Here is a 23,365-nt window from a genome sequence, read left to right on the forward strand (position 1 = left end):
CTCGTAGTATGCATAGGAATCCCTAATAATGTGTGGAAGTACAGACACAAAGCTGCTTGCTAAAGATCAACTTATTTTTAAACAAGGTCAGGACTCACTCTTTGGTGACTCAGACGGAATTGAGGAGGGACTTGAAAAGATTAGAAGTAAGATGTCTGATCTTACTAACATTAAGAACCTTCATTTTCTCTTAGGAGCAGGAGCTAGTGCTGACGCCATACCGGCAATGGAACCACTGATAAAAATAGTAGAAGAGTCGGTGAGGAGTGAAGTCACGGCAAGTAATTTTGAGAAACATGTAAAAGGGTGTAGTCATTCTGACTTGTTAGATACTTTTCAAACTGTAAAAAGTAATTCACCTAAAAACCTTGAAAATATACTGAGCACTCTTTATTCGTTACGCTCTTATCTCAAAGGGATTGGAGAGGAAGATTTAATTAATGATTACCTAATTGGTCTCATTGAGTCGCAGATTTATAAATCGATAAATATCGATTGTTACTCAAATCATGCAAAAAAGTCCCTCAATTTGTATAAACAGCTATATCAAAAACTCTCACTGCGAAACAAGGAGCTTGCCAGAGTCAATGTATTCACCACAAACAATGACCTGTTAAGTGAAACGGCCCTTGGCTATCTGAACGTCAACTACAATAATGGCTTTAGTAGTGGTTTATCTCGAACATTCAATCCTGCACGTTTTTCTTACACATACTCCCGCAAAATTGACTCAAACATGGAGAAGTACGAACCATTAGAGAACATGGTTTACCTATACAAACTGCATGGTTCGATTAGCTGGATTGAGTCTGATGATAACTCTTTTTTCAATATCAAGGAGGTCGATGTTGAGCCAGCTCAAGCTGCACCAGAAAAGAACATTCTTATCTACCCAACCCCTTTAAAACAAAACAAGAGCTTAGGCTCACCCTATGCTGATTTGATTCGAGAGTTTCAGAACAAGCTGCTGCTCCAGCATGGGGTGTTAATCGTCATTGGTTACAGCTTTAGCGACGAACACATTAACAATGCTATTTATGCAGCTCTCGCATCGAACTCAAGTTTAAGCGTAGTAATTTTTGGAGATTACTACCCTTCAGAAAACCTTACAAAACTTACAGATAGGCGTATCTATCAAATTTCTGGAGAAATAGTTCAAAATATTGATGGGGAAGAAAAGACTGTAAAGATACATTACTTCGAATACATAGTTAACAATCTGATACCTGATTTAGATAAGAGCCGTGACAACAACTTACTTGAGGATTTTATTTTATCACTTAAGCAGGCAAGAGGTAAAAAATGAGAGTTGGAACAATCACCTCTGTTAACTTTAACCAGTTTAAAGTCAAGGTTTCAACAGAAGTTCGGGGTAACTCAGTCAACCTTGCAGGTGTTATATATTACTTCGGTAACATTGGTAGTTATCTGAAAACCACCAACTCGATCGGTGAGCAACTTATCTGTGAAGTTGTTTCTATCTTTGACAGTGACATGAAAATTGATAGTGCTGCTTATGATGTAGATAGCAGTAGGGAAATACTCCTGAAGCCTATCGGCACGATTACGAGGGCTGGGCGCTTTAATCTTGGTGTGGGAATATTTCCCTCTATATATAGTGAAGTCAGTATTGTAACGTTTGAAGATATGGAGTTGATACTCCAAACTAACAGAGATAAAGAATTGTGCGAAAAAGTCCATCAAAGCTTTCACTTGGGGGAGAGCAAGAACTTAATCAATTACCCTATCGATATATCTATCAATTCGTTTTTCAATATTCACACAGCTGTTTTAGGAAACTCTGGTAGTGGTAAATCGAATACGATTGCCCACATAATTCAAGATATCCATAAGAAAAAAGACTACTCCGCTATTGGCTCTAGGATATTGATTTTTGATGTTAACGGGGAGTACCGCAATGCGTTTAAAGACCATCAAAAATGTCAAAATTTAAGTGTCCGGTTTCTTAAACCAAACATTGAAGCTGACGAAGATGGTTATGAACCTTTTTTTCTACCTCATTTCTTGATGAACATTGACGAGTGGAGTGCTTTCTTGATGGCAACAGACGCCACCCAACGTCCATTCTGGGATAAGGTGCTACAGGAGAGCTATAAGTTCTACATGATATCGACTCGTGAGGGGAATGAGCGCCAAAAGTTAATCAACTACCTGAGATTTAAGATTTGCAATCTGCTCCAGACTCTCCATGCACAAGGTGACAGTGAAACCGCGATTATTACTGCTGCAAAGAGCATTATCTATGGAATTGTGGAACTTATTAAAATTGATGGTGAATTAAATAAAGCTTGTCGAGAAGAAGGAATTATCGGAGATCTTCAAAATTTGTTAGCTAGTTGTACAATTTCATTCGGTGAAAATAAAGACAAGCTAAAGAATGCTCTCCAAGTCGTTCGTCAGAAAGTAGACGATGATTATGTGCGTGAAGTGATGGATTGCAGGGCTACGAGTGAGGAGTTTTTCGACTACCGCTTTCTAAAACAAGCAGCAAATATGGCTCTACTTGAGGAAGATGCCCGCGGTAACGGTCGAATCAGAGAGTACACATCCACTATGATGACTCGATTGGATTTTTTTCTTGATAACGATAATTGCTTATTTATGCGAAGAAGCCCAGAAGGGGTAAAGAAAATAGAGGATTACCTCGATTGGCTGTGGCAGTCTAAATGTCCCGTTCCTTCACAGACCAACATGGTGATCATTGATACTAGTGAGCTTTCTAGAGATGCACTTGAAACGTTAACTTCAGTGACCTCTAGGCTGCATTTCTCTTTCAGGAAAAAGCTCAAAGGCTCTGAAAGGCGTGAGAACCCAATCCATCTAGTATTGGATGAGGCTCATCGCTACATTAAGAAGGATTCAAAGTATCTTCTGAGAGAGAACATTTTTGAGCAGATAGCTCGTGAAGGACGCAAGTTCGCTCTGTATCTATTGATTTCTTCACAACGCCCATCAGAACTATCTGGAACCGTATTGTCCCAGTGTTCTAACTTCATTATTCATCGTATTCAAAATGAAGTTGATATGAACTATGTTTACTCTATTCTGCCTTATTTCTCTGATGATTTTGCAAACAAAATCAAACAGTCAGTTCCGGGTGAGGCGTTAGTCTTTGGCAACTGTGTTTCAATGCCTTTACATGTACGCATCCAACAGGCATCTCCAGAGCCTAATAGTGAGAATTGTAAAGTGCATGAAGAATGGTTTAAAACATTCCCCTCGCAACTTCCTCAGTTTTAATTAGACTTGTAAAAAACTAGCTCAGGTAGTTTTCCCCTACCTGAGTCTATTAGCGGGTCATTAAATTGGCAAATCCACTCACAAGCTTTTGTTCAGATCTGAGTTTAAACCAGCAAGTTTCCTGTCGCGACGTAGAAGCTAACGTATAGTCTAGTCAGAACTAGTCATGAACCACGTTTCTTAACTGTGGTTCTTACTACGGCTAGCTTACGTCGATGCTGTGACGATAGGTCGTACTTCTCAATTCGAACTAGGTTTCTTTGGATTCTGTTGAACTGTCGTTGCTCCTGCTTGAAATCGCCTTCTAGTTTGGCTTTCGTCCACTTGTCACTCTGCGTTTGGATCTGCTTAATCAGTTTTTCTATCTCGAGAGTTTCTAATGAGTTCTGATGTTGGTACTGCCAAGTACTGAGTCTACGCCCTCGTTGTTTTTCAACTACTTCATATAGTCGATGATCCATGTTGGCATGCTTTAACGTCGCGAGGCTAAAAGTTTGCTTGATGACTTTGGTAGCCTTCTTCTTTTGAAGTTCTTTTAATACGCGGCTGCCAACGACTTTGCCAATAATCAGGTGGACATGATCACCACTGCCTCTGTTACCGTCTTGCTTCTGCTGGTGTAGTACAGCTCTAATCTGCTTTTGAAAGGCTTTGAGTTCCTCTGTGTTTAGATCGCATAGTTTAGCTAATGCAATACAGCAGTCTTTGACAATTAATCGCCATTGATTGGCCGAGGGACGGTACCCCTTTGGAAGAGTAAGGCAGTACTCCATTGCATAGCTTGTTAGAGGTCTACCTCCTTTGCCGCTAGTTACTTGCATTAATCGAAATGCTTCACCCTCAAGAGCAATTTTTCTTGTTGTGGCGGCGTTACCGAAAATTGAAACTAGCCGTTCTGTATTTCGATGATTAGTGTGGCGCTTATCCATCAAATAGCGCTCGCGGTGGGAGACACCTAATGAAGAGTTTTTGACAGGTTTGGTTATGACGCTCCAGTTTTTTAGCATGAGTAGTGTTTTAAAAAAGGATATTAAAAATATCCTTTTTTTCCAAATAAACATGCAGACTGGTTTGATCATTACGTAGTGTCCAGATAGGACTAATGCTGCGCTTATATTACTCCACTGGCAAGAAGGGGAGCCCTTCTTGACTACCCTAAAAGCTCTTTTTAAACGATTAGCTAACACCTTCTTGGGTATGACTAAGATTCGTTTCTTCCATAAGAAGAGGAACTAGCCGCACAGAGGAAATCGAAGGTCTACCTTTAAAACCGATAGATAGAGTTGAAGTTTCTAGTTTGTATTTTATGCCAACCACCTTCGCAATTTCCTCGAGAGCGGGCTTAACACCTTTGTTAATAAATAGGGTAGGCCTTTTTCGGTAAGAATCTGGTAAGTCGCCCAGAAGCGACATGAATTCATCTATGTCAAAGGCTTTTGAGTGTTTTGCGTTCATGTATCCTCCGTTGTTATGGTAGTAGTTAACTAACTTGAAGAGCTTTAAGCTCAGCTTTAGTTTTAATCGTCGGGCTAGCTCTACGCTATACATTTTGAAACCATGAACGCCTATTACATAAGGGACAAAGTCTGAATTAATAACAAACTTAATGTACCCATTGCCTTTTTCAATGCTCTCAAAAGGCTTTAAAGTGATTGTCGACGGCTTAGGTTTTACTAGTCCTTTAGACGGGGTTTGTTCATGTTCAAATTGGAGTTCTTCAATATCCCCCGGAAAGAACTTTTCCCAAAGTGTTATTTCTTTTTCTTCTAGTTTGTCTATCTCTTTAAGTCTAGACATCTTTCCGCCCAAACCTAGGTATTCACATACTATATTGTTGGGTATGAAAACACTTCGATAATCGCTATGACGATAAATTTCTCTAATCATCTTAAAAGTGACTGAACATTCAGACAACGACGATTCTCCATTGTCGCTTACTTGAAATACCTCTTCATCATAGAGAGGGAATAGATGCAGTTGAGATATTACGATGTCAAATAGCTTTTGTTCTTGAGAAGTGTAATGGTGTATCGCAAAAGCTAACTCGTTTGAATAGGTTACTTTGCTAGAGTCAATATTGGTCGAAAGATGACCTATAGGCATGTGTGGGGATTCTGTCGTGAATATTGGATGGTATTTCGTCATTAACTTTAGTCCAGATAGCTTGGGTAAGAAATATTTTTATGGATACGTCCGAGTTATTGCAATGTAGATCTGCGGGAAAAAGCGCGGTAATTAAGGGGATTTGGTTATTGACAAGTCGAATTTTACCAGTAACGCCTTATGGGCAGAAATTCTCTAAAATAAGGCAGTACGTGACTTTAATCGGGCAATATGTGTTTTTTCTTGGCAGAAAATGACTTTAATCAGGCAGTTTTTCTCTAAAATAATTACGAAATCAACGTATGTGCATGAATTGAAAGTATATTTTTTTGGTTTTGATGACTAAAGAGTTTTTAAGAGAAAATTAAGAGTATCAAGTGAATTTGATCCAACCCAAAGACAGGTCTTTTGGGGTGAATTTTACCATTTTTTGTCTTTTGGTTTTTTTGCTAAGTTGTTGTAAATTAGGGTTAAATTGTCTTGGTGTGTGATGTGTTACGCGGGTTCGATTCCCGCAGTACGCTCCAAAATTCTTCAGTAATTTCAAAGATTTACATCAATTTTAAGCAATTCCAATTAGCAGTGATACGACAAGGTGTCACGATGTACATTTTTCGAATTCCTAACTCTACCTACTATTTTCGTTTTTACTTTCCCTCTCAATGGGTTAACTTGGGCTACCCTAAAGAAGTAACTACTAGCGCGCGAATATTATTTCAAATGATTCTGAGGTCGCTGTGTAAACCTCTCATGAAGTGGGAAAAATATAGAGATATCGTAAATATTAAGGCGTTCAACAGGGAGCAAGAAAATGAATCAGCATGAAAAACTTAATTATGTTGAGTTTGGCGCAAAAGACTTAGAGTCGACAAAATCATTCTTCTCTTCAGTTTTCGGTTGGGAGTTTGTCGACTACGGACCTGAATATACAGCTTTTTCAGATCAGGGATTAGACGGTGGTTTCTACAAAGCTGATTGCTGCAACCAAACTAATACCGGTGGAGCACTTTTAGTATTCTACAGCTCTGACATTGAAGGTACTCTGAAGAAAGTCGCTCAATGTGGTGGTGAAATCATTCGCCCTATATTCGAGTTTCCTGGCGGTTGCCGTTTTCATTTTTTAGAACCAAGTGGTAATGAGTTCGCAGTTTGGTCGGAAGCCCGCGTATAACAATTTAAGCAGATTCGCAACGTGTGGCAGTTTTCGAGTAAAAAGAACACACGCCATAAAGGATGCATCATCTGAGGATGAAAGACGACAATTTGCCGTCTGATAAGAGCTTAATGGTTCCTGTCTTTTTATTACATGAGAGACACTTGGCGCTAGTCTTTGAACTTTACTCACACTTCTCACAGATAGTTCTAGCTTAATTCTGCTCCATTCTTTGCCAGTAACCTTCCACCGTATAAATAACAGTGAGGTGGTTTGACCTACTTCTTCCAATCAGCATTGTGTTTATGAAGGTGGGGTCTTACCAACTTAGCCAACTAGTTCGAATAGGCCGTCTTATTTCTATTTTTAACCTACCGAAGAAACGTGTTCTCTGTTAGAGTCACCGTCAACTACGCTATTGAATAAAGACACCCACTGATCGCATGTTATTGATGGATTTTTATTCACCCTTAGAACTCATTTTAGGAATCCCTAGTGACTAACAACGAAATTTTACGTCGTATCCAACACGCGTTAAACCTTAAAAACGCGCAGATAATGAAAGCTTTCGGGCAGGCCGAAGTCACTGTGGCTCACGATAAAGTGGCAAACTGGTTAAAAGATGAAAGCGACAAATCTTGCGTCAAGATGAAGGATCAAGAGTTAGCGGTATTCTTAAATGGCTTTATTAACCTCAAGCGAGGAAAAAAAGATGGCGAGCAACCTAAGCCAGAAGCCACATTGACCAACAACATGATTCTCATGAAGCTGCGTATCGCGCTAGACATGAAAGCAGAAGATGTGTTGGACGTATTAGAAGTGGTTGGTATTAGTTTAAGTAAATACGAAATTGGTGCGTATTTCCGCAAACCAAACAACAAAAACTACAAACAGTGTGAAGACCAACTGCTGTGCGACTTCTTAAATGGTGTGCAGTTTACCAATCGTCCCGATTCTGAAGAGTTTACTGGGTAATTTTTATCTCGAATCGAACGTGGTAATTGATTAAATAAGCGAGAACCATTTTATTTGGTTACTCGCTTTTATCATGCTAAAGACCGATATTAGGGCTTCACAATCACGCCTACTTTTTGTCTTTCCTTACAAAAAATTATCCTAAGTTATTTGGTATGCTCGAAGGCGAATGTGAGACGACATATAGCCGTTAAGCTTATGATTGTAAATTGAATTACTAATCCAAAGACGGCATCATGCCTGAATGAAAAGCGGTTTGAGCCGTCTAGATTGCGTTAGCTTTCTTTATAAATATCGGAGTGAGTTTTGAACAAAACGGGTGGTATACAATCGTATTGGAATTTGCATAAATCGAAAGAAAACGAAGCAAAACCATATGCGATTTTTGAAGTTCCTCTCTACACTGATAGCCACATTACAGGGGAATTTAGGGGAAAGTCTGTTCCATATAGCATATTGAATTTAGTTCCTTGTCACACTGGGAGTTGCAACATAGCGGAAGCAATGATGCTGCGCGTAGAGTGGTTCTTAAGTACTGAACGCAGTTACGATTTAGAAACTGATAATTCGTCTTATCACGGTGGATGGGCACCAGATGAAATTGCTGCGTTAATGTCATTAACATTAGGGGTTAGGGTAAAAGCGGGGGGAGTAGTAAGAGAATACGGTGGCTACTATTCAGACCCTTTTGGAACCCCACGCGCGTCAGATAAAGTTGCTCCTACTTATGCAGCAAAAATGACTAGAACAATAGTTCCCAATGCAATTAAAACAGTAAACATTACTAATGCTTTTAACTTTGGTCAGTTACACGAGCTAAGTGAAGAAAACTATGTCGCATTAATTCGCAGTGCTAGGATGTATCAAGATGCACTGTGGATGGTTGAAAGTGAGCCTGAATTAGCTTGGCTTATGCTTATTTCAGCGATAGAAACTGCCGCAAATTATTGGGACAAGGCACTTTATACGCCAGCCATGAAACTTAAAGCTAGTAAACCTGAATTGTATTCAGAGTTGAAAGCTAAGGGCGGTGATGAGCTATGTAATTTGGTCGCTGTGCATATAGAAAAGTCTCTTGGTGCCACGAGCAAATTTGTAAAGTTCTGCCTAGAACACTTACCTGAGGCCCCTAAAGAAAGACCTCGTGATTGGGCTCAAATAAAATGGTCAAAAACGGGCTTTAGAAAAATTTTGACTCAGCTGTATGATTATCGCTCAAGCGCTTTACACGGTGGAGTGCCGTTTCCAGCGCCACTATGTTGTGCGCCCGATCAGACCGAGAAAGACATGCCGCCTTCGGAGAAAGGTATGTTAGGTTTAGCTAGCCACTCTTTGGGGGCTACTTGGTCTGCTGAAGATCTTCCCATTTCAGCTAACACATTCTTTGAGTTTGCTCACGGAGTTTTAAATAATTGGGTTCAATCTTCGTTGGGTTACAAAAGCTAACAAACGACTAAGGCGGATTCCCAATGCTTAACATTTTCAGTTTTGCCCTACTTGGGTTAATTAGTCTACTGCTAATTTAGTAAACTCACTGACAAGCTTCTGTCCAACAACGAGCTAGCTTCCATGGCTGGCTTTTTCCGCCCTTTTATTGGTACTAAATGGGTAAATAGTCGAATTTTCCTCAATTGTCGATTATGTGACCTTTTGCCTAGGGTTTGTCCTTTGGGTTTGTTGATAACAAATCAATTGCTTATGCTTGCGAGCACGTCGAACGTTTCTTCAAGTTGGTAAGCATCATGTTTAATAATGCCGTCATCGTTGGAACGCCAACCAGTACAGGCGGAAAAGTCTTAACAGGCACTTTGGATTCAGTCAAAGGCATAGCTCGTTATGTGAAAATAACTGCTCCAGTAGAGGCTCTTGTCGGTTCGTCAATTAACGTTTTACAGTTCGTTTTGAATGATGAGGACATGCGCAAAGACCTCGGTGTAGCTCACCTAAGTTGCTTGTGAATGCTTTAGGCGTTGCTGGAGCTAGCTTATTTTTTGCCTCTCTTGCGCCTGCTTTAGCTGCAACAGTCGTTGGCGGTGGATTAATTTTAGTTGGAGCTAGTTTTTCTGTTTGGGTTGTTGATAAAGTCACTGACTTTCAAAAGAAAACTGTAAATAAGGTATTGGAGTTACTCGATGACTAAACAGCTTAAAGGCTTATTGATGGGATGGTGGGTAATATTCGCATCTATTCTGGCTTTTATCGGAGGAGTGTGGATTGCTAATTATATTTACATAACCCCGCTTGCTAATGAGAATGTCAATAAATTAATGGCTGATCCATTTATGTTCATCTCGTTTGTCAGCGGTTCAACAATTGGTTTTCTTGTGGTGATTGCTCCCTTGAATACCATTTCTAGGCTATTTAGAGGTGGAGAGCTACACATTAAAACTATAGTCACCTTACTTTGCATATTTGGAGTGGGCGGTGTCGGAGCTAACGCTGCTCTTTATCATTTTGTCATAACCCCTAGTCACATGATCGAATGTCCGAAGGAAATGGGTTACAAGAAAAACTTAATGCGAGATTATGTTACTGATCTTTCCTTGTGTGAAAAGTTTTAGAGTTGCTCGATTAAAGTAAAAGTAATTTGTTTGGCGTGCACTGAGCCAATACTCTTTCTGGTGTGAAGTTACTCATCGCACTATCTCTTCAAAAGTAAATTTACCATACCTGTAGTTATTGATGGCTTGCTAATTTAGCAAAAGCTAAGTGGGCAAATAGTCGAATTTTCCTCAATTGTCGATTATGTGACCTTTTGCCTAGGGTTTGTCTTTTGAGTTTGTTGATAACAAATCAATTGCTTATGCTTGCGAGCACGTCGAACGTTTCTTCAAGTTGGTAAGCATCATGTTTAATAATGCCGTCACCGTTGGAACGCCAACCAGTACAGGCGGAAAAGTCTTAACAGGCACTGCTGGCGTAAAGATTAACAATTTGGATGTGAGTGTCGTGGGAGACCAAGCCACCTGTACTTGTGGGGCTGAAAACTGTCGTGGAGTGGGTCCAATCATGCAGGGTAGCCCGCGAAATATTCAGATTGGTGGCAAGCTAATAGCGATGAAAGACGATCCGGTTGATACCGGATGTGGAAATTGCTTTGTATTATCGAGTGGAGACGCAGTGAGTCTTGGATCTCAAACGTCCGGTTCTATTAACATGGGTGCAGGCGTCAATATAGGGCAGGGAGTGAATATTAATATGGGCTCAGGCGTAAGTGTTGGGCAAGGTGTCTCATTTGGTGGTCGCTCGGCTGATGTTGTCTCATCTCAGTCTCCGGCAAGTGCTACAGAACCGACCGTTACTGGTCAGAAAATTACATCAACTGCTGGTGTTAATCCGTATAACATGTACTGGCCCCCTTATGACTTCACAGCGAAAGAGGGTAAAAAACAGATAGAGGTGATTTATCGCAGCCAGATAGCAGAGATCGCGATCTTTACGCCTGAAGAATGGAAAAAACTGTTTGAGATTTGGGATTTCAATGGTGATGTTAAGACTGTTAAGGACTCGCTAACGGGGTTGTATAATGCCAGAGAAACCGCCAAAGCGCTGGGTGGCTTGGGTGTGACCGCTATTGTCAGAAACGTCGATGGTGTCGAGTATCTCTTTCTAAATAATTACGATAAGTTCAAGCAGACGATTCTGCATGGTGGCGTTTTCCGTGCCGATAATGCTCAAGTGGTGAAAATGGGGATAGGTGCTCTTGATTCTGTTCAAGGCATGATCCGCTATGTTAAAACTTATGCCCCTGCCGAATTTCTTATTGGCTCAGGGATCAATGGTCTTAAATATCTATTAACCGATGACTATACACTAAGAGAATTAGGTGTTGATGAAGCTAAGCTTTTGGTTCATGCCGTTGCTGTTGTAGGGGTAGCATTAGTTGGCGGGTTATTTGTACCCCCTACTGTTGTTGCTAGCCTGATGGTTCTAGCCGTGTCTAGTGCTATCGTATGGGGAGTGGATAAATTAACTGACTTTGAGACCAAACTAGTAGAGGCTGTTGTCGATGAGTTCTGTGACTGATCAAAAAGCAAATGAAATGAGTAAGATCCAAAGGTTATTTTTCATTATAGCGGCATCTATCCTTATGCCTTTGATTAGCTCTTTATGTATTTGGGGGTTCTGGACTTTATTCATTAAACAGGTGATAGCGCCATCTCCTGAACTAATCGGAGATCCATTATATGTTATGTCAGCTTTCTTTGGTGCTAGCTTCCTTATCGGTTCTTTTGCAGGATTTTTTAGTATATATAACGTGATTTTATGTGTTAGGCAAAAGCGGATTTTTCAATTATCTAGGGAAATTAAACTACGGAAGTTTTACAAAGGTGTACTAATTTTGGTAGTGATTGGAGGTGGAGGTGCTTTTTTATCTAACGTCATCTTACTTCACAAGATCATTCCTGATAATGGATATGAGCTTTGTCCGAAAAAGATCGGCTACAAAAAGAACTTACTTCGAGATTACGTGCTAGATGTCAACCAGTGTGAAAAATTGTAGGTAGATAATATTTGGGTTAATGCGGTAAGCGTTGTGATATTGGCTTACGTACTGGGAGTTGTTGCTGGAGCTACGCTTTCTGTTCCAGTAGCGAGTTCGGTAGTTGTCGGTTTAGGAATTCTTGCGATTTCGAGTGGCATCGTGTGGAGGTTGATAAGCGTTATACCGCCGTGTGAGGGCGGTATTAGGAATCTAAGCGCAGCACTTCTTGTATTTTTTGCCGCTACCACAGCTACAAGGGTCGTTTCTGTTTGGTTTTTTTTCAAAAACCGTTGTTTTTGCCTTGTTCAGGAGTGTATCTAGCTCGATCGTGTTTTCCTCTTGGCTTTCATCTACAGTGATGTTAGCGACAATCGAGTGCTCCAGAGTAATGGCCTCGATTTCTTGTTTACGTAACTCTGTCGGAACAACGATATTGATCGGCGCTTCTTCTGTACCTGCTTTGATGGCACGATTAACGTTGTAGCCTGACAGTACGTGATTTTGTCGAGTTTCGATTCGACCTTTAAAAAACAGCTTAGACATGCAGATACTCTTTACTTGGTATGTAAGAAATTGAGCAGGGATTATACGTATCGAATTAAAATGATAAAGCTGAAATTGATGAAAATTTAGTGTCGTAGAAAAGTGGTATAGCAATAAACTTGGCAGAGAATTGCAAAACAATGAATCGATGTTGAGAAGCATGAAATGAACCCAAGCGTATCGCTCTGTTTTGCTTCCACATTGGGCTCATTGGATCGAGGGCTGTGTTAGTTTTCAGTTCCCATTTTGTCTAGGCTTTTATACCAATTCAAAACATGGCTAGTCAGCATTTCCTCCGTAAAAGCGTTACTCGTAGACAGCAGCCACTTCAAGGTTCCATAGACGATATAGTCTGCATACATGGGCGTATCGCCTGATAAATATCGTGTCTTAGCTAAATAAGATTCCAGTACTCTCATTTTTTTGAGTAAGTCGGCCTTTGCTAACTCTTGGTTGTTGCTCTGTACATTTTCTAAGCTGTCCTGAAAATGTTTCTCTCTAGAGGAACGAAAGTAATCTTTATCGCGCTCTTTTAGCTTGCAGTAAATGTCGAAGATGGCGATTTTGGCGATGTCCGAATGTAATGATGCTGCCCACTCATGGAAAAAAAGTGCCATTAAACGCCCTTTTTCACCGCCAAATAATGAAGGTGATTCAGGGTAGTGGGCCTCGAGATAATCAGCGATGTTAAACGAATCAGAGAGCACTGTTTCACCATCTTTGATGGCGGGGAGCGTAGAAAACTGCGCCTTAAACTGAGCCTGAATGTCGACAAAAGATAGGTCTAAGGTATCAAACGCGATATTTTTGTGTATTAAGCACATTTTCGTTCGCCAACAATAAGGACTGAATTTTAAGCCATCGTCCCCACACAGTTCGTAAAAAGTGACCATAGGTGTTTTACTCCAACCACATATTGACCAAAGACATGACACCCATATTGTTGGTTTCGGTGCCATACAAATTGTCCGCGCGAGTGACGGTGAAATGATTGCGCCACAGAGGACAATAATAATAGTTCTGGATAAGCCAATCCTCCGCTCGATACAGCTTGTGCAGAAACTCCTCACTGTCGTTACTTTCCTGCATGAGCATATCAATAAAGGTTAATAGGCTTTGTTTTCCTCGTTCAGGCAAACATAGACTAAACACATTGCCACAAAGTAGCCATTCGTAATACTGGAACGTCAGGTCGTCGCCAAATACGTAACAGTCGTAGGAGACATCAACAGCCACATCTTGAGATTGTCCTTGAAGACATACCTGCCAAATAACCCCTTTTTGAGACAACGCATCAAGCAAAGGTTGCAACTCCCTCATATGACTGTCTATCACTTCAATGACCACCGGACGAGATGGCAGTTTCATGTCGTGATTGAACAAGTGAAACCCCTTATCTTGATGGCAATCCATCACGCTATTCGCTGCTCTTTTTTGGCTATCGAGTGTAAAGCGTCGACTATGATGAACAAGCCAAGCTCTTTCTTGAGCGGACAAGGCGTTTGCATGATGATGAAACTGCAAAACAGTACACCCACTGCGATCGACTTTTTGTGGCTGAGCGGGTTGAGATTCGCAATAGAGCAGTTCTGCCACGTGCATAGGCGTTTGAGGTTGGGCATCGCTACACCAAAACTCTACTCGTTCAATATGGCCACCAAAGCCAAAATAGTGGTTATTACGAACCAAACTCCAATACTGCTTTTCCAGACTTTCGACCCGATATGCTCCACACCCGATAGGTTTTGATGCCTGATAATCAAAAATCGCACTGTGCGAATCGGCTAATAAATGAAGCAAAACGGGGTCAGATTGACGCATAGAGAAAATGAGCCACTGCTTATCTATGTCAATTCGCTCGACATGGCGAAATAGAATTTGATATGGGTGCGGCGTGTTGAGACGCATCTCGATATTTTTTTTGACCAGCTCCGGTGTCAGCGCTTCTCCATTGTGCATCATGATGTCATTGCGGATGCGAAGACGGATTTGCTTGTCGCTGAAATGAAATTGGTGTGCGATGTGAGGCACAATATCATTTTGAATGGGGTCATAGCGCACTAAGGTGTCGAACACGCTTTCGATTAATAAAATAGAACGAGCGGATTGTGCCAAATGTGGACGCCATTCAGGCAGCATATATGGCACTAAATACATTAAAGTGTTCTGCTTTTTCAGTTCCTGTTGTGCGTCCCCTAACCAGAGAGGTATGTGATCTTGAAATAGGCGGACTTCGCCAAATTGAGTGGCTAGCCGAAATGCCTGATTCATTCTGCCAGACCGAGCCATCTGCTCTAGCTGAGTCAGCAGTGAGGCCTCAAAACTTTTGAGTAGTGTCAGTTTAGAGCGGTGGCCACGTCCCTGACCCGAAGCCCAATGGATAAGCCCAAAACTCTCGAAAGCAGCCATTAGCTTACTCACGTACCTTTCTGAGCAGACCAGAATTTCAGCAAGGGTGACGATATCGACATCATAAGTTTCATTACGAGAAAAATGTTTCTCGAGCTGCTTTAAGCGTTGTAGATGACTCGTGGACAACAACTGAGAACCTACCATGTCAACCTCAAAATTATCTTCATTAGAAACGACGGCTCACTCTGTGATTTGGCGACGTCACGTAAAATAGTGTGCTTATTATCAAGCAGGCCGAGATTAATAGATATGGACGATCTGGCCGACTATGAATCCCACCAAGAACACGATACCAGACAAACGAGGACGGCTTTGAGTTTGTATCACTGTCATCGTTTGAGGTGGTTCCGGTAAGTACTGTTTCGCGTTTAAAGTATAGAAGGTGTAGTCTAATGGATTCATGGTATTACTCACACAGCAAAGGTTTATGTCGCTATTATTAGCGAACAAACCCGAAGTAATAATGTCCAGTTGAAAACAATTAGTTCACCTTTTAATTCGCCCCTGTCCAGTGATGGAAAACTGAGATGGTGTCACCCCTCAGGTGACTCACCTTCTGCGGGCATCAAATGTCTTTTAGGCGATGTTAGCTTATCTAGATAAGAAAAAAATAATAGAGAAAGCAGACGAAAGCGAGCAAGGTCGCAGACAGAGTGGGATAGATAATGTGCGCTTCCTGTTTGTTGGTTCGCTGGAAACAGAGAAAGGTGAGCAGCACATTGTAGATAAGCAGTAGGGTACTGATGCCCGTGCCTGCATTGAGAGTCAGGTTGTATAGCTGGCTCAAAAATAGCGTGAGCAACATATAGTCGATGATAATGAGCCATAAGAAGGCCTTTTTTAAACCGTCTTTTTTAGCTGTGTTGACTGAATGTTGTGGCATGAGAATCTAATTATCTGCTTGGCCAGATGTCTGATAGCGTTAGCCAGCCATCTGGCACAGTGTTAAAGGTTTTGGAGTTGGCTTGCGTTGGCTTCAACAGGCTCGGTATGGCGGATCAGTTCCTGACGAACCACTGGCTGGTTGAAGCGTGCTTTGTCACGAGCTTTTTTCAGTTCGCTGTCGTCCTGTTCCCCAAACAGAGTTTGCAAGACTTGTGCGGCTGGCGTTGTGAGTACAAATAGCTCTATACGACGGTTTTCGCTCGATTCCGGTTCCTCACTATTGAGCAGGGCGCGGTCAGACATGCCTGTCACCTGTAGCACTCGCTCATCCGGCATGCCACCAGAGACCAAGGTGACTCGTGCGACATTCGCCCTCGACGCGGAAAGCTCCCAGTTCGAGGTTTGCTTAAAACGGTGTTTGAACAAGGTAGCGTCGGTATGGCCGCTGATGATGATGGGATTCACCACGCGTTTAAACACCGGCGCCAATGCCAGTAACAGATCTTCAAAGAACGGAGTGAGTTCGGAGCCGCCACGACTAAACATATGCTGCTTGTAGTCATCTTGGAGCACGATACGCAAGCCCTGCGGCGTCACCGTCACGTTGACGTTACCCTGAGCGCTGCTTTGACGAACGGCTTCCTCTATGACCTTAGCCAGTGCCGCGAGTCTTTCTTGAGTATCAAACGTTCCTGGAATTAATGCATCGGTTTCGGGACCATCGCCATCGCCGTCAAAAAAAGAGTTCACGGTATGTGTAGAGTCATGGCGGCTCGGTACAGATGAGTCAGACGCCAAATCAATCGGCGATATACTCTGTGACGTATCAAAAGGGTTCCCGTAGCTTTTGTCAAAGACACTTGAGCTATGCAGATGGGCAACAATTGCTTTGCGTTCTTCTTTATCAACCACCTGCATGACCCACAACACCAAAAACAGTGCCATTAATGCGATCATAAAGTCGGCAAAAGCCACTTTCCATGCGCCTCCGTGGTGAGGCTCATGGTCGTGATTTTTACTTCGTTTGAACACTACCTGTTCTTGTCTTTGCATTATCCCTCCTGCTCAGCTAGCCACTTCTCCATCTGATTAAAAGTGGGTTTGATATCGAGCTGAATGTGTTTACGGCCGGCGTCAATTGCCAATAGTGTCGGTTTTTTAGCAACATAAGCGACTAGGGTAGCCCTGACACATTCAAAAGCGGTCATGTCTCTTTTGACTCTTTGTGCCATCGCGTTGCTAAGTGGATCGAGGCAGCAGTAGCAACCGAAGATCCCGACGAACGTACCAACAAGGGCTGCGGCTACGTGGTAGCCAATCATTGCAATTGAGCCGTCTATTGCTTGCATCGTGATGATGATTCCACCCACCGCCGCTAATATACCGAAACCAGGAAGGGCTTCTGCGGTACGTTGCATGGAGCGTGATGGCAACAATAGGTCGGTCTGAATGGCATCAATCTCTTGTTCCAGCAGTCCCTCTAGTTCATGAGGCGACATTTGTCCCATTGCCATTAAACGCAGATTGTCGGTAATGAAAGAAACTAGGCGATAATCTTTCGCTACCAAGGGATAGCGGCTGAATATTGGGCTCTGTTCTGGGTTTTCGATATGTTTATCAAGAGATTTAAAACCACCGCTGCGAACGGTTTCGAGCAAGACTTGCATCAATGCCATCAGTTCCATGCAGTATTCACGTTCTTCTTTTGGTCCTGAGATGGTCATACGGATCTGACGACGCATCTCTTTGAGAACTTGAGGCGGGTTCCCTATGATGAGTGACCCCGCCGCTGCGCCAATGATGATCATGTATTCTGCTGGTTGCCAAATTGCACCGAGATTACCTCCGGCCCAGACATATCCGCCAAAGACACACAACAAGACGGTGAGGGCTCCAAAAAATTTTTGCATTTGTGACTCCTAGCTGGATAGATATTGGTTGAGTTGTTTTAACGCCTGTTTGTGAAGCTGGCAGATCCTTGGTGGCGTCAGATTCAGAACTAAGGCGATTTCATGTAGGTTGAGTTCGTGTTGATAGAACAGGGTCAGCAGCAGTTGTTCTCTCTGGGGCATCTTGTCGAGTGCCGCCTGAAGAGCTCGGCGGGTCTGTTCATGTGCCATGCCGTCGTAACTGGCATCAATGTGGCTTTCGACTCCGTTTTCAATCAACTGATCCAGACTTTGCATTTCGCCTGCTAGGGCCGCATTTTGTCTCGCGTAGTAGTCTTGTTCATCTGTGCCGAGAGCTTTAATGATCTCTGCATCGGTTGGCTGACGACCAAGACTGCGCATTAAATCGCGTGTGACATCATTGAGTTCGTGCGCCTGTTGACGCGTTTTACGAGAACGCCAATCTAATCGACGTAATTCGTCGAGAATCGCTCCCCGAATGCGGCAAACCGCAAAAGCAGGGAAGTTTGGGTCATCAATATCACCATAACGTCGCCCCGCTTCTAGTAGGCCAATCAAACCAATCTGCTGCATGTCTTCAATGCTGCAATGCTGAGTAGCATGAGCACGAAGCTGATTGACGATGCGTTTGACGAGTATCTGGTGCTGTGACAGCAATTTGTTTTCATCAATGGCGACGGTTGGTGAGCTAATTTCACTATCGAGGTGATACTCTTGCTCAAAGCTGAGATCAAACATAGTCGTTCTCCTTACTGAACGACGTATTTGGTCAGTAATACATCATCGATTTCTGCGACAATATCGGTATTTTCCAGCGCAAGCAGTACCGTCTGTTTGACTTGGTTTTGGAGCAGATTGACGGCACCATCCTGACGCAAGTCATCATAGGTTTTGTCACTAAACAGCTTGAGTAGCGAGTTGCGAACAATCGGCATGTAATCATCGATGGACTCGATTCTATCTGGGCGGCGTGTTTCAACAGCCACTTCCAACATCACAAAATGGGTTTGTCTTTTGCCTTTGACGCTTAGGACGATTTTATCCAGTTCGTGAAAGCTGGGTGTGCGAGATGGGGCTGGTGGTTGAGTGAGAAACGCCAACGGTGAATCGGCGAACCACTCCTTGTCATTGGTGCTATTACCAGACTGTTTTAAAAACCAAATACCGCCAAGAACGGTGCCTGCTGAGACAAGAGCGCTGGTAATGATCATGGCGAAAAAGATCGCGATCAGTTGTTGTTTAGTCATAACCCTGTTCCTAATTATTATGCTTGGGTATTGAGCCAATGTTCCGATTGGCCGCTTGAACTCTCGACGAACGAAGATTCGCGTGCAGAGAAAATCGTTGTGTCATGTTGACGTTGCGAATGTGAGCCTTGCTGTTGAGCATCACCCGAACCGACGTTGACCTCGACGTGGACAAAGTTTTGGTTTTGCAATTCTGCACGCAGGCGTTCTGATACTTGAATCAGTGCTTCGCGCGTAGCCACTGCGTTAGCGTTGATTTGCACGCTTAAACGGTCTCCCTCGACGCGAACAAGTAGGTCGAGCTTGCCTAGCTCTGGCGGGTCGAGGCGTATCTTAGCTTCTTGCATGCTTTGCTGAGCTTGTAGCGATACGCGGTCATGGAGCACTTGCATCATCTGCTCACCCCAGCGACCTGCACTGGTATCAATTTTGACGGATGCCCATTCCACGCCTTGGGTGAGAGCACTCGGGCTCGCCATTAAAGAGAGCTGATTCGCATGAGTCTGTCCGGTTGCGGCGAGCGCGAACTGAGGCAGTGAAGCGGTTTGAGTTTGATTCACAATGGCTTCGATCTGTGTGGCGGCGATGGGATGTTTCGCCATCGTCATATCGGTCAGCCCCGCTAACGTAGATGATTGGCTAGGAAGATGTTGTGACTGTGCAGAGGCGTTTGCCTCTGACGCCCCGATCGCGTTTGGTTGTGGCACCATGTGGACAGAGCGAGCATCTAATCTTGAGCGATGTGCTTGTGCCGTCACGATGTCGGCGTTGACCTCCGCCCCCATAGGTATTGCGCTTAACTCAGTTTCATCTACTTGTTGAGGATCTGAATCAAACAGAGCGTGTTGAGGCGTCTCGGTTGCTTCAAGCGTTCTTTGACCGAATAAGGGGTAGGCACTTAACTGAAACGGTTGTGACTGGGCCGACTGACCAAACGATCGGGCTTGATGAATCGCTGACGTTACACCGTTTTGCCCACTGGTTTTCCCTTCGCCTGATGGCAGAGTTGAAATGCTGTTCATTTAATACTCCATAGTCATCGCGAGTTGATAAGCCTTAGCACGTTCATGCTTGGCATCAGCGACGTTAATCTCTGCTTCGAGCTCATTGATCGCCGCGTCAAGTTGAGCAAATGCCGCTTTGTGGATCGCTTTGACCTCTTTGATCACAGGAGCAAGACGTGGATCCTGTAGATAGGGCTTGTGACTCACCAATAGCTCTCTTAATTGCAAGTCGTAGCGTTTCAGTCCGTGCCAGTCCTGAGTTTTGGCTGCAACTTGGATCAAGGTCGCCAGATGACGAAATCGCTCCGGAGAGACTTTATGCGTGCTGACCAAAACTCATCCATCCTTGTCGAATGTTGTTCATCACGTGTTCAACGCTAACCAACTTATCTAGATCGTTGTGAACACTTGCCTGATATAGCTCTACCTGACAGAAGTCGTATAGTTGGTGCAGACTTTGTGCGATTTCACCGCCGTTATCGGTGTCTAACGCACTGTCGAGTCCGACGAGAATGTTCATGCATTTATTAATGCCCGTCCCTTTCTCAGCCAGACGTCCCGATGACATATGGCCACGTACTCGTTCTATTTCGTTCAGCAGGCCATCAATAAGCATCACCACTAATTGATGTGGATTAGCCGATGCGGCTTGAGCATCTAAGTCGACTTGCTGATATGAGTCGTAACCTGAATCCATTAACATAAACTGTCTCCTAATAACGGTTAACCAAACAACGACATGGTTTGGTTCATCTGGCGCATGATGGCGTTCATTTGAGTAAATTGTTTTAGATAGCGGTCGTAGGCCATGTCGTATTTACGATCGAGGACGACCTGTTTATCGTTGATGCGGTCGATGTTGGCTTGCAGCGCATCTTTGCGTGACTTAAACAAACCTGAAGAAAACTGGAGGTAGGGCTCAATCAGATCTTCGACGGAATCGAGTAGGTTGCCACTGCCGTTGAACATCGCTTCTAGCCCAGTGCGGTTGTTGAGCTGAGCTTGTTCAAATCGTTCAGAATCAAGCTTCATTTTGCCATCGCGGCCAATTTCAATGCCGATATCATTCAGACGTAATCCACCGAAATCACCGCGAACCAATGACTTCATCTGGCTTTCAATCGAACGCAGTGTTGGATCACTCGCAAGTGCCGGACGTTGCAAGTCCTCACTGCTGACTTTTGAGTACTTATCGATGACCGACATTAAGTTGTTGTATGCATCAATGAATTGATTGACCTGTTCTTTGGTCGCGTCTTGGTCACCACCAATATTCATCGTCAGCGCAGCGTCACCACTGGCTTGTGCTTGAGTCACAGTGATGTCGACACCATCAATCGCGTTACTAAAGGTATTGCTGCCGCCTGTCAGTTGTAGGCCTGTATCTTTTGCTCCAAGCCAGATAATGGCATCTTGCGGTGTGCTGATCTGATTCAAAGTGGCAAAGGCGTCTTCAAACCAAGCTTGACCGGTGCCGGAGGCACTAACGCTAATGGTGTTTGCAACGCCGGTTTCTTCACTGGCAAGCATAAAGTGGGTTTGGCCATTAGAGCGAACCAAGGTGGCATTGACCCCTGGGTTATTTGGGTCATTGTTAATCGCAGAAGTGAGATCTGCGATGGTAGCCTTGTCGTCGCCATCACTGTCGAGCGTAGATAGGTCGATAGTGAGTGTGTTGCCGTCTATGGTCAGGTCCAACGTCCCCGTCAGTGGGACTTCAGTTGTCGCATCAAGGTTGGCAGGCATGTTGGCAGAAACCTGATGAGCGGTCGCAACTTGTTCGACGAAGATCTGATAGCTGCCAGTCAAGGCTGATGAGCTGGCTGTCGCGCTAAAGAAACCATCTTGCGAGATGGTGGCACTGTTTTTTATGATTCCGGCAGTGCTGCTGTTCATCTCGTTGATCGCGGTTCTGAACTCGCGTAGTGCAGACTCAACCTTGCCAAGTGCACTCAGCTGGGACTGGTATTGTGAAGCTTGAGTGGAATAACGTTGTCTAAACGACTGCACATCGAACGTAGCCAATTGTGTTGCCATCGTGGCTGGGTCTATTGAGCTCATCAGAGTCCTCCCTTTTGTTAGTGCCAGCCCTTTAGCAAGTGGTGACACATCATGATTCTGAATTGATTAGAAATAGCAAAATGAATGCCACTGAATAAGTTGTTATTTTTCAGTGTTTTAGATTTATTTTTCTGCAATTGCGGAAGCGAGTCTTCCTGTTTTAAGTTCCGCTGCTTCCTCGTTAAACTCTGGTTTCTTAGTCTCTAAAGGCGACCAAAGAGGGGCTAGGATTAAATCAAAACCCGATGGAGTTGGGGGCTGAATCGCAAAAAAGCCTCCGCATGGGAGGCTTGTAAACTGGAGTTGTTAGATAGCAGCGTGTCTTATGCTTAGCGAAGCAGAGACATTGCCATTCCAGGTAGTTGGTTCGTTTGAGAAAGAACCGTTGTACCTGCTTGCATTAGCATTTGGTTCTTAGTCATGTTAGATGATTCAACCGCGAAGTCTGCATCTGTGATACGGCCTTTCGCAGCCGCGGTATTTTCAGAGATGTTTGCTAAGTTGTTGATTGTGTGGTCAAGACGGTTGATGTTCGCACCTAGAGCAGAACGAACCGTGTTGATTTGGTCAAATAGCGCGTCAACTTTCGCAATTTCAGCGTTAGAGTTAGCGTTGGTATCTAGTGTTGCTGTGGTTGTGAAGTCAATTGCCGCTAGGCCAGCAGATACGTCTACAGTCAGTTTCTCAGCACCTGAAGCACCGATTTGGAAATCAACCGCAGCCGCTAGCTTACCGCCAGTCAGAAGCTTTTGGCCTGCACCGTAAGTCGTTTCGCCCATGATACGGATTGCTTCTTGCTCTAGCTCTTGATATTCCGCATTAAGTGCTGCGAGTTCAGTTGTGCCGTTAGTGCCGTTCGCGCCTTGTGTTGCTAGGTCTTTCATGCGGTAAGCGATGTTAGTTAGCTCTTCTAGTGCACCATCAGCAGTTTGTAGCATAGAGATAGCATCTTGAGAGTTACGCATCGCAACAGACATACCGCGAGTTTGTGCTTCAAGTTTGTTAGCGATTGTCAGGCCCGCTGCATCGTCTGCTGCAGAGTTGATACGTAGACCTGTGCTTAGACGCTCCATCGCAGTCGTTAGTAGATCATTAGTGCTGCTTAGTGTGTTTTGCGTTACTAGTGAAGCGTAGTTAGTGTGCATTGATAAAGCCATCTTAGTCTCCTTCGTTTCTCTCAATACTTAGATTTCGGCTCCAGGACTTCCCTGGTCACTAACTAGAGGCGGACGCTGATTGTCAGAAATTAATTAAAAAATTCAAATAATGGCGAAAATCAGCGTTTAGTGGTGATATTGGTGATGTTGATTCCACTATTTGGCCGT

Annotated in this window: 25 protein-coding genes; 9 read left to right on the forward strand and 16 right to left on the reverse strand. The window is 43.5% G+C overall.

Going from position 1 to position 23,365, the window contains the following annotated elements; translation table 11 throughout:
- Nucleotides 1–28: 28 nt before the first annotated feature.
- Both ACQEXP_RS03350 and ACQEXP_RS03355 read left to right on the forward strand, forming a co-directional pair.
- Nucleotides 29–1,306, forward strand: coding sequence for an SIR2 family protein (locus ACQEXP_RS03350; protein ID WP_426968215.1), 1,278 nt, complete (start codon nucleotides 29–31; stop codon nucleotides 1,304–1,306).
- Nucleotides 1,303–3,261 (forward strand): ATP-binding protein, encoded by a 1,959-nt coding sequence (locus ACQEXP_RS03355; RefSeq protein ID WP_426968216.1) that lies wholly within the window; start codon nucleotides 1,303–1,305, stop codon nucleotides 3,259–3,261. Before ACQEXP_RS03350 ends, ACQEXP_RS03355 begins: the two co-directional genes overlap by 4 nt.
- A gap of 164 nt (nucleotides 3,262–3,425) precedes the next feature.
- On the opposite strand, the gene ACQEXP_RS03360 is transcribed toward ACQEXP_RS03355, so the two are convergent.
- Nucleotides 3,426–4,082 (reverse strand): hypothetical protein, encoded by a 657-nt coding sequence (locus ACQEXP_RS03360; RefSeq protein ID WP_426968218.1) that lies wholly within the window; start codon nucleotides 4,080–4,082, stop codon nucleotides 3,426–3,428.
- Nucleotides 4,083–4,437: 355 nt separating this feature from the next.
- Complete coding sequence (locus ACQEXP_RS03365; protein ID WP_426968220.1) at nucleotides 4,438–5,406, reverse strand: replication initiation protein; 969 nt, start codon at nucleotides 5,404–5,406, stop codon at nucleotides 4,438–4,440.
- 769 nt (nucleotides 5,407–6,175) lie between these two features.
- On the opposite strand from ACQEXP_RS03365, the gene ACQEXP_RS03370 reads away from it, so the two are divergent.
- The 7 genes from ACQEXP_RS03370 (at nucleotide 6,176) to ACQEXP_RS03400 (ending at nucleotide 11,996) form a co-directional block, all read left to right on the forward strand.
- Nucleotides 6,176–6,535 carry a VOC family protein gene (locus ACQEXP_RS03370; RefSeq protein WP_426968221.1) on the forward strand — a complete coding sequence of 120 codons (360 nt, stop codon included), beginning with the start codon at nucleotides 6,176–6,178 and terminating at the stop codon, nucleotides 6,533–6,535.
- A gap of 477 nt (nucleotides 6,536–7,012) precedes the next feature.
- Nucleotides 7,013–7,492 carry a DUF1456 family protein gene (locus ACQEXP_RS03375; RefSeq protein WP_130267613.1) on the forward strand — a complete coding sequence of 160 codons (480 nt, stop codon included), beginning with the start codon at nucleotides 7,013–7,015 and terminating at the stop codon, nucleotides 7,490–7,492.
- A 306-nt stretch (nucleotides 7,493–7,798) separates the two neighbouring features.
- Nucleotides 7,799–8,938: a hypothetical protein gene (locus ACQEXP_RS03380; protein ID WP_426968222.1), complete on the forward strand. Its 1,140-nt coding sequence runs from the start codon at nucleotides 7,799–7,801 to the stop codon at nucleotides 8,936–8,938.
- A gap of 508 nt (nucleotides 8,939–9,446) precedes the next feature.
- Entirely contained in the window at nucleotides 9,447–9,632 is a 186-nt protein-coding gene (locus ACQEXP_RS03385; RefSeq protein ID WP_426968224.1) for a hypothetical protein, read from the forward strand.
- A complete protein-coding gene (locus ACQEXP_RS03390; RefSeq protein ID WP_426968226.1) occupies nucleotides 9,625–10,053 on the forward strand; it encodes a hypothetical protein in 429 nt (142 codons plus the stop codon). The genes ACQEXP_RS03385 and ACQEXP_RS03390 overlap by 8 nt, the downstream gene beginning before the upstream one ends.
- Before the next feature lie 286 nt (nucleotides 10,054–10,339).
- Entirely contained in the window at nucleotides 10,340–11,518 is a 1,179-nt protein-coding gene (locus ACQEXP_RS03395; protein WP_426968227.1) for a PAAR domain-containing protein, read from the forward strand.
- Nucleotides 11,502–11,996, forward strand: a complete 495-nt coding sequence (locus ACQEXP_RS03400; RefSeq protein ID WP_426968229.1) for a hypothetical protein — start codon at nucleotides 11,502–11,504, stop codon at nucleotides 11,994–11,996. The genes ACQEXP_RS03395 and ACQEXP_RS03400 overlap by 17 nt, the downstream gene beginning before the upstream one ends.
- A 192-nt stretch (nucleotides 11,997–12,188) precedes the next feature.
- On the opposite strand, the gene ACQEXP_RS03405 is transcribed toward ACQEXP_RS03400, so the two are convergent.
- The 14 genes from ACQEXP_RS03405 to lafA all read right to left on the reverse strand — a co-directional run bounded on the left by ACQEXP_RS03405 (nucleotide 12,189) and on the right by lafA (nucleotide 23,197).
- The gene (locus tag ACQEXP_RS03405) at nucleotides 12,189–12,521 is read right to left on the reverse strand and encodes a PBPRA1643 family SWIM/SEC-C metal-binding motif protein (RefSeq protein ID WP_269376174.1); all 333 of its coding nucleotides are present in this window, start codon (nucleotides 12,519–12,521) and stop codon (nucleotides 12,189–12,191) included.
- 227 nt (nucleotides 12,522–12,748) lie between these two features.
- Nucleotides 12,749–13,414: a glutathione S-transferase N-terminal domain-containing protein gene (locus tag ACQEXP_RS03410; protein WP_426968231.1), complete on the reverse strand. Its 666-nt coding sequence runs from the start codon at nucleotides 13,412–13,414 to the stop codon at nucleotides 12,749–12,751.
- Between the two features lie 7 nt (nucleotides 13,415–13,421).
- Nucleotides 13,422–15,077: an SgrR family transcriptional regulator gene (locus ACQEXP_RS03415; RefSeq protein WP_426968233.1), complete on the reverse strand. Its 1,656-nt coding sequence runs from the start codon at nucleotides 15,075–15,077 to the stop codon at nucleotides 13,422–13,424.
- Nucleotides 15,078–15,173: 96 nt separating this feature from the next.
- A complete protein-coding gene (locus ACQEXP_RS03420; protein WP_426968235.1) occupies nucleotides 15,174–15,335 on the reverse strand; it encodes a hypothetical protein in 162 nt (53 codons plus the stop codon).
- A gap of 193 nt (nucleotides 15,336–15,528) precedes the next feature.
- Nucleotides 15,529–15,816: a hypothetical protein gene (locus ACQEXP_RS03425; RefSeq protein WP_426968237.1), complete on the reverse strand. Its 288-nt coding sequence runs from the start codon at nucleotides 15,814–15,816 to the stop codon at nucleotides 15,529–15,531.
- A gap of 62 nt (nucleotides 15,817–15,878) precedes the next feature.
- Nucleotides 15,879–16,871, reverse strand: coding sequence for a flagellar motor protein MotB (locus ACQEXP_RS03430; protein WP_269376169.1), 993 nt, complete (start codon nucleotides 16,869–16,871; stop codon nucleotides 15,879–15,881).
- Nucleotides 16,871–17,728 (reverse strand): flagellar motor stator protein MotA, encoded by an 858-nt coding sequence (motA, locus tag ACQEXP_RS03435; RefSeq protein ID WP_269376168.1) that lies wholly within the window; start codon nucleotides 17,726–17,728, stop codon nucleotides 16,871–16,873. Before motA ends, ACQEXP_RS03430 begins: the two co-directional genes overlap by 1 nt.
- Nucleotides 17,729–17,737: 9 nt before the next feature.
- Nucleotides 17,738–18,466 (reverse strand): FliA/WhiG family RNA polymerase sigma factor, encoded by a 729-nt coding sequence (locus tag ACQEXP_RS03440; RefSeq protein WP_426968239.1) that lies wholly within the window; start codon nucleotides 18,464–18,466, stop codon nucleotides 17,738–17,740.
- A gap of 11 nt (nucleotides 18,467–18,477) precedes the next feature.
- A complete protein-coding gene (locus ACQEXP_RS03445) occupies nucleotides 18,478–18,975 on the reverse strand; it encodes a flagellar basal body-associated FliL family protein (RefSeq protein ID WP_269376166.1) in 498 nt (165 codons plus the stop codon).
- Nucleotides 18,976–18,992: 17 nt separating this feature from the next.
- Nucleotides 18,993–19,997, reverse strand: coding sequence for a flagellar hook-length control protein FliK (locus tag ACQEXP_RS03450; protein WP_426968242.1), 1,005 nt, complete (start codon nucleotides 19,995–19,997; stop codon nucleotides 18,993–18,995).
- Nucleotides 19,998–20,312: a LafD gene (locus ACQEXP_RS03455; protein ID WP_269376164.1), complete on the reverse strand. Its 315-nt coding sequence runs from the start codon at nucleotides 20,310–20,312 to the stop codon at nucleotides 19,998–20,000.
- The gene (gene fliS / locus ACQEXP_RS03460) at nucleotides 20,296–20,682 is read right to left on the reverse strand and encodes a flagellar export chaperone FliS (protein WP_269376163.1); all 387 of its coding nucleotides are present in this window, start codon (nucleotides 20,680–20,682) and stop codon (nucleotides 20,296–20,298) included. Before fliS ends, ACQEXP_RS03455 begins: the two co-directional genes overlap by 17 nt.
- A gap of 20 nt (nucleotides 20,683–20,702) precedes the next feature.
- Nucleotides 20,703–22,040, reverse strand: coding sequence for a flagellar filament capping protein FliD (gene fliD, locus ACQEXP_RS03465; RefSeq protein WP_426968245.1), 1,338 nt, complete (start codon nucleotides 22,038–22,040; stop codon nucleotides 20,703–20,705).
- A 329-nt stretch (nucleotides 22,041–22,369) separates the two neighbouring features.
- The gene (gene lafA / locus ACQEXP_RS03470) at nucleotides 22,370–23,197 is read right to left on the reverse strand and encodes a lateral flagellin LafA (protein ID WP_269376161.1); all 828 of its coding nucleotides are present in this window, start codon (nucleotides 23,195–23,197) and stop codon (nucleotides 22,370–22,372) included.
- Nucleotides 23,198–23,365: the final 168 nt, after the last annotated feature.

This window comes from Vibrio sp. TRT 1302, from assembly GCF_050113875.1.
Taxonomy (GTDB): domain Bacteria; phylum Pseudomonadota; class Gammaproteobacteria; order Enterobacterales; family Vibrionaceae; genus Vibrio.